General features: G+C 39.5%; 14 protein-coding genes and 1 pseudogene. 13 read left to right on the top strand and 2 right to left on the bottom strand.

The genetic code is table 11. The annotated features are described in order from the left end of the window. The first annotated feature begins 56 nt into the window (after nt 1-56). The 12 genes and pseudogenes from glyA (at nt 57) to KQI66_RS01930 (ending at nt 9811) form a co-directional block, all read left to right on the top strand. Nucleotides 57-1298: a serine hydroxymethyltransferase gene (glyA, locus tag KQI66_RS01975; RefSeq protein WP_216427032.1), complete on the top strand. Its 1242-nt coding sequence runs from the start codon at nt 57-59 to the stop codon at nt 1296-1298. Between the two features lie 96 nt (nt 1299-1394). Further along, nucleotides 1395-1649, top strand: coding sequence for a hypothetical protein (locus tag KQI66_RS01970; protein WP_216427031.1), 255 nt, complete (start codon nt 1395-1397; stop codon nt 1647-1649). Between the two features lie 122 nt (nt 1650-1771). After that, on the top strand, nt 1772-2350 hold the full coding sequence (locus KQI66_RS01965; protein ID WP_216427030.1) for a DJ-1/PfpI family protein: 579 nt from the start codon (nt 1772-1774) through the stop codon (nt 2348-2350). A gap of 78 nt (nt 2351-2428) precedes the next feature. Further along, nucleotides 2429-2500, top strand: a pseudogene (locus KQI66_RS11610) (EamA family transporter); the annotation flags it as partial. A gap of 14 nt (nt 2501-2514) precedes the next feature. Continuing rightward, nucleotides 2515-2622 carry a hypothetical protein gene (locus tag KQI66_RS11605; RefSeq protein WP_330654959.1) on the top strand — a complete coding sequence of 36 codons (108 nt, stop codon included), beginning with the start codon at nt 2515-2517 and terminating at the stop codon, nt 2620-2622. Next, a complete protein-coding gene (locus KQI66_RS01960; protein ID WP_330654958.1) occupies nt 2576-2764 on the top strand; it encodes a type II toxin-antitoxin system RelE/ParE family toxin in 189 nt (62 codons plus the stop codon). The genes KQI66_RS11605 and KQI66_RS01960 overlap by 47 nt, the downstream gene beginning before the upstream one ends. Further along, nucleotides 2764-3057, top strand: a complete 294-nt coding sequence (locus KQI66_RS01955) for a helix-turn-helix domain-containing protein (protein WP_216427029.1) — start codon at nt 2764-2766, stop codon at nt 3055-3057. Before KQI66_RS01960 ends, KQI66_RS01955 begins: the two co-directional genes overlap by 1 nt. A gap of 196 nt (nt 3058-3253) precedes the next feature. Further along, the gene (locus KQI66_RS01950) at nt 3254-3928 is read left to right on the top strand and encodes a vitamin B12 dependent-methionine synthase activation domain-containing protein (RefSeq protein ID WP_216427028.1); all 675 of its coding nucleotides are present in this window, start codon (nt 3254-3256) and stop codon (nt 3926-3928) included. Between the two features lie 22 nt (nt 3929-3950). After that, nucleotides 3951-6317, top strand: a complete 2367-nt coding sequence (locus KQI66_RS01945; RefSeq protein ID WP_216427064.1) for a homocysteine S-methyltransferase family protein — start codon at nt 3951-3953, stop codon at nt 6315-6317. After that, nucleotides 6317-8083 (top strand): bifunctional homocysteine S-methyltransferase/methylenetetrahydrofolate reductase, encoded by a 1767-nt coding sequence (locus tag KQI66_RS01940; RefSeq protein WP_216427027.1) that lies wholly within the window; start codon nt 6317-6319, stop codon nt 8081-8083. Before KQI66_RS01945 ends, KQI66_RS01940 begins: the two co-directional genes overlap by 1 nt. A 27-nt stretch (nt 8084-8110) precedes the next feature. Further along, on the top strand, nt 8111-9316 hold the full coding sequence (locus KQI66_RS01935) for a MalY/PatB family protein (protein ID WP_216427026.1): 1206 nt from the start codon (nt 8111-8113) through the stop codon (nt 9314-9316). Between the two features lie 9 nt (nt 9317-9325). Continuing rightward, complete coding sequence (locus KQI66_RS01930) at nt 9326-9811, top strand: GNAT family N-acetyltransferase (RefSeq protein ID WP_216427025.1); 486 nt, start codon at nt 9326-9328, stop codon at nt 9809-9811. 148 nt (nt 9812-9959) lie between these two features. On the opposite strand, the gene KQI66_RS01925 is transcribed toward KQI66_RS01930, so the two are convergent. Together KQI66_RS01925 and KQI66_RS01920 are read right to left on the bottom strand one after the other, a co-directional pair. Further along, the gene (locus KQI66_RS01925) at nt 9960-10478 is read right to left on the bottom strand and encodes a ClbS/DfsB family four-helix bundle protein (protein ID WP_216427024.1); all 519 of its coding nucleotides are present in this window, start codon (nt 10476-10478) and stop codon (nt 9960-9962) included. 59 nt (nt 10479-10537) lie between these two features. Continuing rightward, a complete protein-coding gene (locus KQI66_RS01920; RefSeq protein WP_216427023.1) occupies nt 10538-10873 on the bottom strand; it encodes a hypothetical protein in 336 nt (111 codons plus the stop codon). 522 nt (nt 10874-11395) lie between these two features. On the opposite strand from KQI66_RS01920, the gene KQI66_RS01915 reads away from it, so the two are divergent. Further along, nucleotides 11396-12652 carry a 2-hydroxyacyl-CoA dehydratase subunit D gene (locus KQI66_RS01915; protein ID WP_330654952.1) on the top strand — a complete coding sequence of 419 codons (1257 nt, stop codon included), beginning with the start codon at nt 11396-11398 and terminating at the stop codon, nt 12650-12652.

Raw genomic sequence — 12652 nt, 5'->3', positions numbered from 1 at the left:
ATATTATTCGTTGTAAGTTTAGAAATTACAAATATAATTCAAGGAGGATATTTTAAATGAGCGTACTTGATTTCTCAAGAATTGCTGCTGAAGATCCTGAAATTGTACAGGCTATGGAGGCAGAACTTAAGCGTCAGAGAGATAATATCGAGCTTATTGCATCTGAAAACTTTGTTTCACCTGCTGTTATGGATGCAATGGGAACACATCTTACAAATAAATATGCAGAAGGCTATCCCGGAAAGCGTTATTACGGCGGCTGTGTAAACGTAGACGTTGTTGAAAACCTTGCAAGGGAAAGAGCAAAACAGCTTTTCGGCTGTGAACATGTTAATGTTCAGCCTCATTCAGGCAGCCAGGCAAACATTGCTGTTTATTTTGCTATGCTTGAGCCGGGAGATACTATCCTTGGTATGAACTTAAGCCATGGCGGACATCTTTCACACGGTTCACCGGTTAATATTTCGGGTAAATATTTCCACGTTGTACCTTACGGTGTAGACGAAACAGGCTTCATCGATTATGATGAATTTGAGAGAATTGCTGTTGAAGCAAAGCCCAAACTTATCGTTGCCGGAGCAAGTGCATATGCAAGAACAATCGACTTTGAAAGAATTTCAAAGATTGCCAAGAAGGTAGGAGCATATCTTATGGTAGATATTGCTCATATCGCAGGTCTTGTTGCAACAGGACTTCATCCTTCACCTGTACCTTATGCTGATTTCGTTACAACAACAACACATAAGACACTCAGAGGCCCCAGAGGCGGTATGATTATGTGCAAGGAAGAGTATGCACAGAAGATTGACAAAGCTATTTTCCCCGGAATACAGGGCGGTCCTCTTATGCACATCATTGCGGCTAAGGCTGTATGCTTCAAAGAGGCTCTTACACCCGAATATAAGGAATATATGACACAGGTTGTTAAGAACGCTAAGGCTCTTGCAGAAGGACTTATGGCAAACGGCCTTGACATCGTTTCAGGCGGAACAGATAACCACCTTATGCTTGTTGACCTCAGAAAATACAATGTAACAGGCAAAGATGCTGAAAAGATGCTTGACGAAGTAAGAGTTACATGCAATAAGAATACAATTCCTTTCGATCCTCAGTCACCTTTCGTAACAAGCGGTGTTCGTCTTGGTACACCTGCCGTTACAACAAGAGGCATGAAAGAAGAAGATATGAAGGAAATCGCAGCAATTATTTCAGGCACACTTAAAGACTTTGAAGGCTTTAAGGCAGAGGCTATCGCAAGAGTTGATGCACTTACAAAGAAATATCCTCTTTATGAGTAATATAGTTTGCCTTAGGTAAATTTAGGTAAAATACAAACCCATTCGGGAGCAGTCCCGGATGGGTTTTATTATATAATTATTTATGGAGAGAGAATATTGGATTTATTGAAAGAAATAGGACTGATTCTTGAAATAGATCCTCCTGTTGACGATATTTCAATAAGAAGAAAGGGCTTTTATGAAAGATGCGGTTTTGTTAAAAATCAGTATTCTCATATTCATCCTCCGTATCATATCGGAAATTCCGGACATGAGCTGATTGTTATGAGCCGTCCGAATAAGCTTACCGATGCTGAATATAATGAATTTAACAGCTTTCTGAAAGATGTAATAATGAAAGATGCTTTTTGATATACAGCTTTAGCTTTAATGAATATTTAATCAGAATTTTATAAAAAAAGACCGATGTATACTTGTTTATATGAATAAATTGTATTATAATTAGTTCATAAAAATATAAGGAGGAATTCATTATGGCTAAAAAAGTATTAATGCTTGCAGGCGATTTTACAGAGGATTATGAGACAATGGTACCTTTCCAGAGTATGCAGATGCTCGGTTATCAGGTAGACGTAGTTTGCCCCGATAAAAAGGCAGGCGACATCGTTAAGACAGCTGTTCATGACTTTGTAGGCGACCAGACATATGTTGAAAAGAGCGGTCATAACTTCGCACTTACAGCAGATTTTGATAAGGTTGATGTTACAGAGTATGCAGGTCTTTTCATGACAGGCGGCAGAGCTCCCGAATATATCAGACTTAATCCCAGAGTAATCGAAATCGTTCAGTATTTCATGAACAACAATCTTCCTGTTGCATCTATCTGCCATGGACCTCAGATTCTTACAGCAGCTAATGTACTTAAAGGAAGAAAGGCTACATGCTATCCTGCAGTTGGCCCTGACATCACTCTTGCCGGCGGTACATATGTTGAAGTACCGGCAGATCAGGCAGTTGTTGACGGCAACCTTGTTACATCACCTGCATGGCCCGGAGATGCGGCAATCGTAAGAGAATTCGTTAAACTTATGGGTGCTAAAATCGAAATCTAATTAACCGAAATAAATTAATTACTTTTAGGCACTGTCTTTGACAGTGCCTTTGTTATTATTTAAATTTTGGGATGCTTTATGTGGCTGTTGTTTGCGGTCCTTTCATCTGTATTTGCCGCTTTAACTTCAATTTTGGCTAAAATCGGTATACTAAAATTTTCGGCTTGATTGATATTTTGGAACAGTACGGCAATCAATTAAGAGAGCCATATAGTAAATCGTTAGATGACGGTATATTTGAATTACGTGCAAAGGTTGGCTCGGATATTTAGAGAGTTCTGTATTTTTTTCTATTATGAAGGGAGAATAATCTTAACAAACGGATTTGTTAAGAAAATACAAAAAACTCCGCAAAATGAAATTGCTCTTGCTAAAAAATATAGAAGAGATTTTTTAGAAGGGAATGATAGATAATGAGTGAATTCAGAGAGTTGTTGAATGAACAATTAAAGGATCCGGAATTTGAAAAGGAATGGAATGAGATACAGCCTGAAATGGATGTTATTCGTGCAATGGTAGATATGCGTATTAAACAAAATTTGACACAAAAAGAACTTGCTTCACGTACCGGAATTGATCAGGCAGATATAAGTAAGCTTGAAAACGGAACAAAAAATCCGTCGTTAAAGCTTTTGAAGAAGCTTGCGACAGGTATGGGAATGCAGTTAAAGATTGAATTTGTGCCGATACAGGCGACACGCAAGTAAATTTGATTTGTACAATTAATATTTATGTTAAAATGGTTTTAAAGAATATATGATTTTTAACAGCATCTGATGTGTTTCGTCAGATGCTTTAATTTTTGTGAATTTGTATTTTACAAATGACGATTGATACAAAAGTATAGCAATAAAGTAGGTTTTGTGCTAAAATTAATCCACTATAAGCTTTTACGGTGATGTTATGAAAGGTACACTTAATTCCGTAAACCGCAATGAAGTGCTGAAATACCTCGGCTATAAGGGCGGAGCTACGGACGAAAAAACAATAAACGATATACAGAGAATTTCCGAAGATGTTATAAAAACGGCACAGCCGGCTGTAACATATATGGTTTTTGATATTGAAGATAATTTCTGTTTTTCGGGAACAAATTTTATTCCCGGCGGAAATGACATAAAGAAAATGCTTGAGGGCTGTAAAAAAGCGGTGCTCATGGCGGCTACTCTCGGAATGGAGATAGAAAAAAAGCTCAGGGCAATACAGATTACGGATATGTATTCGGCTTTGATATTTGATTGCTGTGCAAGCTCGGCCATTGAAAACGTATGTGACAATTTCCAGAATGAGCTTGAAGAAAAGGTGAATAAACAGGGCTTGTTTTTAACCGACAGATTTTCTCCGGGATACGGAGATATGCCCTTTGAACAGCAGAAGGATATTTGCACAATGCTGAGAACCGAAAAAAATATAGGCGTCAGCCTAAGCTCCGGCGGAATAATGATACCGAGAAAGACGGTTACAGCTATAATGGGAATTTCCGATAAGCCTAAAGAAAAACGGTTCCGAGGCTGTGAAAGCTGTTCCATGTTTGAAAATTGTGAGTACCGAAAAGGAGATAAAAGTTGTGGCAGATAAAGTAAACAGATTAGATAAATTAATGAAGGACGGATTTCTGTTCCTTGACGGAGCAATGGGAACAATGCTCCAGAAAGCAGGTCTTAAGCTCGGTGAAAGACCGGAGGCAATATGTATAGAAAAGCCGGAAATAATTACGGATATACACAGACAGTATGTTGAGGCAGGAAGCCAAATTGTCTATGCAAATACCTTCGGTGCAAACAGACATAAGCTTGAAGGGACAGGTCTTGAGGTCGATAAGGTAATAGAGGCGGCTGTTAAATGTGCAAAAAATGCCGTTGAAGGCACTAATGCAATGGTTGCGCTTGATATAGGCCCTATCGGAGAATTGCTTGAGCCTTCGGGAACATTGTCCTTTGAAAGTGCTTACGATATTTTCAAGGAAATGGTTGTTATAGGAGAAAAAGCCGGCTGTGATATTATCGTTTTTGAAACAATGACGGATTTGTATGAGGTAAAGGCCGGACTTCTTGCGGCTAAGGAAAATACATCACTTCCCGTTATTTGTACAATGACCTTTGAGGAAAACGGAAGAACATTTACCGGCTGTTCCGTTGAGGCAATGGCGGCTGTTCTGGAAGGACTCGGTGCTGACGGAGTAGGCATAAACTGTTCGCTTGGCCCCGATGAGATTTTCCCGATAGCAAAAAGACTTGCAATGGCAACGACACTTCCCGTTGTCGTAAAGGCAAATGCCGGACTTCCCGATCCCATAACAAATACCTATGACATTACTGCCGATAAGTTTGCGGAAAGCATGAAACAGTATGCCAAAATAGGTATAAGAGTAATGGGCGGCTGCTGCGGAACAACTCCCGAATACATAAAAGAGGTAGTAAAAGCTGTTTTGCCAATAAAGAATGAAAGAGCAAAGGTTGAAAGAAAAACAGTTCTTTGTTCGCCGTCAAAGGTTGTTACGGTTGACGGAGTAAGAGTTATCGGCGAAAGAATAAACCCTACAGGCAAAAAGCGTTTTCAGCAGGCACTTCGTGAAGGCGATATGGCATATATTGCCGAAAGAGCCATTGAACAGGCAGAGGCCGGTGCTGACATACTTGACGTTAATGTCGGTATGCCCGGTATAAATGAAAAAGAAATGATGATTAAGGTTGTTAAGACAATTCAGTCTGTATGCGACCTTCCTCTCCAGATAGACTCGTCAGATCCTGAAGCCATTGAGGCAGGCTTAAGAATATTCAACGGAAAGGCTATTGTAAATTCCGTAAACGGCGAAGATGAAAAGATTAATACAATACTGCCTATCGTTAAAAAATACGGTGCGTCTGTAATCGGACTTGCCATGGACGAAAACGGCATACCCGATACAGCCGAAAAGAGAATTGCCATTGCCGAAAGAATACTTGATAAAGCAATGAGCATGGGAATAAATAAGGAAGATGTATTTATCGACTGCCTTACGCTTACGGTTTCGGCGCAGCAGGAGCAGGCAGTGGAAACGCTTAAAGCGGTAAGATATGTAAAGGAAAAGCTCGGACTTCACAATGTTCTCGGTGTATCGAATATTTCCTTCGGACTTCCGGCAAGAGAATATATAACAACAAACTTCCTTACACAGGCCATGTATGCCGGACTTGATTTGCCTATAATCAATCCAAATCAGCAGGCTGTTATGGACGCTGTATGCTCCTATCGTGTATTAAGCGGTGAGGATGTAAACAGCGAAAAATATATCGAGCGTTTTTCGGGAAGGACCGAGCAGAAGGTTGTGCAGACAACGGAAAAAAAGTCTAACGGAGCCGATAGCGAAACAGGAATAGGCTATGCGGTCTCCAAAGGTCTGAAAGAGGAAACGGCTCGATTAACCAAAGAGCTTCTTAAAGAAAAAACAGAGCTTGAAATAATAAATGAACTGCTTATTCCGGCACTTGACCGAGTAGGCGAAAGATACGAAAAACAGGAAATATTCCTTCCTCAGCTTATCAATTCGGCGGCGGCATCATGCGAGGCCTTTGAGGTAATAAAAAAGAGCATACTCGCGAAAGGAACAGGCTCGGTATCGAAAGGAAAAATAATTCTTGCCACAGTTAAAGGTGATATTCACGACATAGGCAAAAACATAGTTAAAGTAATTCTTGAAAATTACGGCTATCAGGTTATTGACCTCGGACGAGATGTACCTCCCGAAACTGTTGTTGAAACGGCAATTAAAGAAGATGTTAAGCTTGTCGGCTTAAGTGCGCTTATGACAACAACATTAAACAGTATGAAGGAAACAGTCGATATGTTAAGAGCAAGCGGACATGGATGCAAAATAGTTGTCGGAGGTGCTGTTCTTACGGAGGAATATGCAAAAATGATAGGTGCCGATTGCTATGCAAAGGACGCAAAGGCTACGGTTGATTTTGCAAAGGAGGTATTCGGCTGATGGAAAATATAAGAGATTTTCTTAAACATGATAAGCTTATATTTGATGGAAGTATGGGTACATACTTTGCCTCAAAATACAGAACAATGGCAGAACGCTGCGAAAATGTGAATGTTACGGATTTTATGAAAATATACGGCATACACAGGGAATATATCGAGGCAGGCAGTCATGCAATAAAGACAAATACATTTGCCGCAAATATAGATAACTATAACGGTGATGAAGCACAGCTTAAAGCCGTTCTTGAGGCAGGCTGGAAAAATGCAGAGCTTGTCGCAAACGACAGCGATACATATGTTTTTGCGGATATAGGACATATTCAGGCAACGGAAGATGTTAATGTTGCCGTTAAATACAAAAAGAATGCAGAGATATTTCTTGAGCTCGGTGCCGAGAACTTTCTGCTTGAAACGCTTTCCAATTACAGAGGCATTGCGGAAACTGCCGAATATATAAAATCGGTCAATCCGGACGCATTTGTGCTTGTTTCCTTTGCGGTTTTTCCCGACGGATACACAAAGGAAGGAGAGCTTGGAGAAGAGTTGCTTTCGGCGGCAGATGAATGCAAATGGATAGATGCGATAGGTATTAACTGCGTTTCCGGTCCTCACCATATGTTCAGCTATTTCAAGAGCCTTAAGAAATTCAGCAAGCCGTTCAGCGTTATGCCGAACTCCGGCTATCCTACGGTTATAAACAACAGAACATATTTTGAAAGCAGTCCGGATTATTTCGCTTTTAAAATGCGTGATATGGCAGAATGCGGTGCATCAATACTCGGAGGCTGCTGCGGAACAACTCCGGACTACATAAGGAGAACAATAGAAGTGCTTTCCGAAAGCATATCCAGTGATATAAAGGAAGAGGAGAACGACAGCAATTCTTCTGAAATAATCAGATATGTTCCACAGTTCAACAGAAAGCTTTCCGAAGGCAAAAAGGTTATAGCGGTTGAACTGGATCCTCCGGAAAATGCCGATATAAGCAAGTTTATGAAAAATGCCGGAATGCTCAAAAATGCCGGAGTGGATATAATAACCATTGCCGACTGCCCGATAGCAAGGGCAAGAGTGGACAGCTCGCTTCTTGCCTGTAAGCTGAAAAGAGAGCTTAATATTGATGTTATTCCTCATCTTACCTGTCGTGACAGAAACATAAATGCAACAAAAGCACTTCTTCTCGGCCTGAATATAGAGAACATAAGAAATGTGCTTATCGTTACCGGCGATCCTATTCCTTCGGCACAGAGAGATGAAGTAAAGAGCGTGTTTAATTTCAATTCGCGTATGCTTGCAAAATATGTAAGAACGCTTAACGAAACTGTTTTTCCCGACGGATTCCATACATTCGGCGCATTGAACATAAACGCAAAGAATTTTGATGTCCAGCTCAAAATGGCTAAGGAAAAGGAGCTTAACGGAATGGAAGGCTTTCTTACTCAGCCGGTGCTTACGGAAAAAGGCTTTGAAAATCTTAAAAGAGCAAAACAGGAGCTTAGCGGAAAGATACTTGCCGGAATAATTCCTGTAATGAGCTATAGGAATGCTTGCTTTATGGAAAGCGAAATATCGGGCATAAATGTTGAAGATAAGATTATTGAAATGTTCAAAGGACTGAGCAAGGAAGAAAGTGTTGAGCTCGGAATAAAAATATCCGTTGATATTGCTGAAAAGGTTAAGGACATTGCTGACGGATATTATTTTATGACACCGTTTTCAAGAGCAGATGTAATATGTGATATAATAAACAAAATTGAAAAATAAAAGATTATATATTTTGGAGGCAGTAAATTGAAATACAATTTTGACGAAATAATTGACAGAAGAAATACCAATGCACTCAATACAGACGGTTTCCGTCAGTACATATTCCATGCAGGACCGGACAAGAAGTTTAATTATGCGGACGAAGATTTTGTCCGTATGTGGGTTGCCGATATGGAATTTAAAACCGCTCCGGAAATAATAGATGCAATAAAGGAAAGAGCAGACCACGGCATTTTCGGATATACAAGAACATTCAATGATGATTATTATAACGCCTTCTGCGATTGGTGCAGAAAAAAATATGACTGGGAGTTCCCGAAAGAAGAGCTTATGTTCACTCAGGGTGTTGTTGCAGCAATATATCAGCTTATCGGAATAATGACGGAAAAGAAAGGCAGTCTGCTTATAACAACACCGTCATATAAGCAGTTCAGAGGTGCGGCACAGTTCAACGGAATTGATTACGTATGCTCGGATCTAATCAATACAAACGGATATTTTACGATAGATTTTGATGATTTTGAGAAAAAGGCGTCGAATAAAAACGTAAAAGCCGTTATCTGGTGTAATCCTCACAACCCGACAGGCAGAATGTGGACAGAGGACGAGCTTAAGAAGGTTGCCGATATAGTAAAAAAATATAATCTCTGGATTATATCGGATGAAATTCACTGTGATGTTATAAGAACAGGAAATAAGCATATTCCTATGGCAAAGATTATGGGCGATTATGATAAGCTTGTTACCTGTATGGCTCCGAGCAAAACATTTAATCTTGCCGGACTTATGCTGTCCAATATAATTATAAGAGATAAGGCACTCAGAAACGCCATGAGAAGCACAGATTTTACTTCCGGTTCGCTCAACCCGATTTCTCTTGCGGCTGCACAGGCTGCTTATGAAAAAGGCGATGAATGGCTTGACGGACTTAAGGAATACCTTGACGGAAATTTTGCATTTGCGGATAAATTTTTTAAGGAGAATATGCCAAAGGCTAATTTCTATATACCGGAATCAACATATCTTGCATGGGTTGACATGAGAGGATATTTTGTAAAGGGTGAAAATTTATCGGAATTTTTCGCAAACAATGCAGGAGTTCTCCTTGAGGGCGGAAACGATATGTTTGTAGGTAATGCAGATGGTTTTGTAAGACTTAATTTTGCTATGCCGAGATCAATAATAGAAAAGGGACTTAACAGAATGGCAGAGGCATTAAAAAATAAATGAGGTACAAAAATGAATATAAGAAACGGAAGAATTTCCGATGTTGATGAATTGACCGCAATAGAGGCAGAGTGCTTTCCGGCGGCAGAGGCTGCGGAAAGAAAGTCCTTTGAGGACAGACTTAAGCATTATGCAGACCATTTTTGGATATTGGAGGACGATAACGGCAAAATTATCAGCTTTGTAAACGGAATGGTTACAGACGAAGAGCATCTGACGGACAAAATGTATGAAAATGCGTCAATGCACAATGAAAACGGCGCATGGCAGATGATTTTCGGCGTTAATACATTGCCGAAATACCGAAAAAACGGCTATGCGGAAGCTGTTCTCAGAAATGTCATTTCCGATGCAAAAGAACAGAGTAGAAAGGGTCTTGTGCTGACCTGTAAGGAAAAACTCATACATTTTTATGGAAAGCTGGGCTTTGTTGATGAAGGTGTTTCGGATTCCGAGCATGGCGGAGTTGTGTGGCACGAAATGAGACTTACGTTTTAAGCGAAACCGGGCATTATCAAATATCTTATGTCATAAGACAAAAAACCGACCGATGGTTATCATCAGTCGGTTTTTCACATTTTGGCATTGTTTGCACTGCTAAATGTATGCATATAATTTTTCTTATTATATAATAACAAACCATAAGTTACAGTGCGGCCTTTTTCCATTTTCTAATCTTAGTTCTAAAAGTTCCGAAAGGAGCAACGGTATTCACATGAATAAACTTGTAAACTTCCCATACCGCTGTTTTTGTGGCATCATCTGCCCACTTTCTCATGTGCGGTTGAAACAGCTCGTCCTCACTCATGGAATCAATCATGGCGTAGAGTGCCGTAACATTTTCGTTTAACATATTTTTTAGCTCTGTTAATGATAATGGGGCATAAGTATCGGTAAACCACTGATATAATCCGCCAAGCTGATTCCATTTGAATTCATCTGATGGAGTTTTTACCGGAAGTCCGTTTCTTTCATCTTCTTCCCATTTAAGAACCAACGTTGTCCATCCCACATTATAAGCAAGGTTTTCTGCCGGAGTTCGGTCAACCTCATCAACTCTTATATCTTTTAATGCTTCTGGTATATTATCAAATTCAGAAATATATTTTTCGAATGTTTTACGAATTTCCGTTTTAAGTTCTTCTTTATTTTCATACGTTCGCAAAAGATGACCTCCATAAATTCAAATTTATCACACAGTTAAACGTTCTGTAAAATCGGGAGTTATTCAACTCGAACATTTATCGGCCTCAGCCTGAGATTGCCCGCACCTTCCACCTTATACCATTTTCCTCTTTCGAGTCTTATTTTTTCTGTCATACCGTGTGTAATATATCCGATTATATATTGCTCTCCCGTTTCGATATCAGTAAAAAGCACATCTGTATCGCAATCACCGCTTACTTTTACAGTTCCCCAAAGTGGCTGTATTTGTTCTGACTTTATTTTACCTTCATTGCTTGAAAAGGTATATGTATGATTTTTCTGTATATTGTAATAACTGAAAATCACTACCAGAAAAAAGACTATAACACATAAACCAATACGCTTATTTTTCATTAAAACACCTCACTTAATTCAGTTTGCTGTTCCGTTTATTCATTCGAATTATACCACAAAGCCTATGAACAATACTATCGTTATTTTGTGAGAGCAGAAAAAACAAAACAATTTTCTGCATGAACTTACGTGCTAATCTCAATTAAGTATGTTTTGATAACTAAAATTAATTTGAATATATGAATTCAATTTGAATATTTGACATTCAAAAGTGAGAAATAAAAACAAAGGCAAGAAAGTTGAATAAACTAAAGGCTACTTGATTTCATTCCATTGCAATAAAAAGTGGTATATAATGCAAACAGATGTTGAAAATGTTGTAAAACAAATTAAAAAGTAATACTGCTGTGATTATTTTGACAATACAGTGCTGGGTATTTTGAATATTTACAGCAGTATGCAATAAAGATTAATCAAGTCGGACATGACAGAAAATGTTAATGAACAAAAATCAAAACATTGCCGGTTATGCCGCACTGAAAATACTAATGTTTATAAATTATCGGAAAGGATGATATGAACGTGATTAACATTAATGAAGCAAGTGCTAAAGAATTACTTGGCTACTATCAGGCAAAGCTTGATGAGGAAGCAAGAGAAGCAAAAAAAGCAGGCAAGCTTGTATGCTGGTCAGCATCAGTTGCTCCTCCGGAAATGTGCGTAGCTATGGACATCGCTATGGTTTATCCCGAAACACATGCAGCCGGAATCGGTGCAAGAAAGGGTTCACTTGATATGCTTGCAGTTGCAGAACAGAAGGGCTACAACCTTGACATCTGTTCATACGCAAGAGTAAACCTCGGATATATGGAACTTCTTAAACAGGAGGCTATGACAGGCGAAACACCCGAAAAGCTCGCTAACTCTCCCGCAGCAAGAGTACCTCTTCCCGATCTCGTTATTACATGTAACAATATCTGTAATACACTTCTTAAGTGGTATGAAAACCTTGCAAAAGAGCTTGACATTCCCTGCATTATAATCGACGTTCCTTTCAACCACACAATGCCTATACAGAGACGTTGCAAGGAATATATCGCAGCTCAGTTTGAAGAAGCTATCAAAATCCTTGAAAAGGTTTGCGGAAGAAAATTTGACTATGACAAATTCCTTGAGGTTCAGAAACAGGTTCAGCGTTCAGTTGAGCAGTGGAACAGAGTTGCTTCATTCGCTCAGTTAGAGCCTTCACCTCTTAACGGTTTCGACCTCTTCAACTACATGGGCCTTATCGTTTGCGCAAGAGCAAGAGATTATGCTGAAATCACATTCAAGAAGTTTGCTGATGAGCTTCAGGCTAAATATGAAGCAGGACAGTATGCTTTCGGTGCTGCCGAAAACGAAAAATGCCGTGTTGCTTGGGAAGGTATCGCAGTTTGGACATACCTCGGACACACATTCAAGACACTCAAAAAAGAGGGTGCAGTTATGGTTGGTTCATGCTACCCAGGAATGTGGAGCCTTGTTTACAAACCCGGCGATATGCTTTCAATGGCTGAGGCATACACAAAGATTTATATCAACACTTGCCTTGAAAACAGAGCAAACGTACTTAAAGAAACAGCAGAAAAATCACACAGCGAAGGTGCTGTTATGCATCTTAACAGAAGCTGTAAGCTCATGGGCTTCCTCAACAATGAGGGCGGCGAATATCTTACAAAAGAGCTTGGTATCCCTTATGTAAGCTTCGACGGCGACCAGACAGACCCCAGAAATTATTCAGAAGCACAGTATGAAACAAGAGTTCAGGCTCTCGTTGAAATGATACAGGAAAGAAAATAA

This window comes from Anaerotignum sp. MSJ-24, assembly GCF_018918145.1.
Classification (GTDB): domain Bacteria; phylum Bacillota; class Clostridia; order Lachnospirales; family Anaerotignaceae; genus Metalachnospira.
The sequence above is the reverse complement of the archived record's forward strand: the minus strand, read 5'-3'. Positions and strand labels throughout refer to the sequence as shown.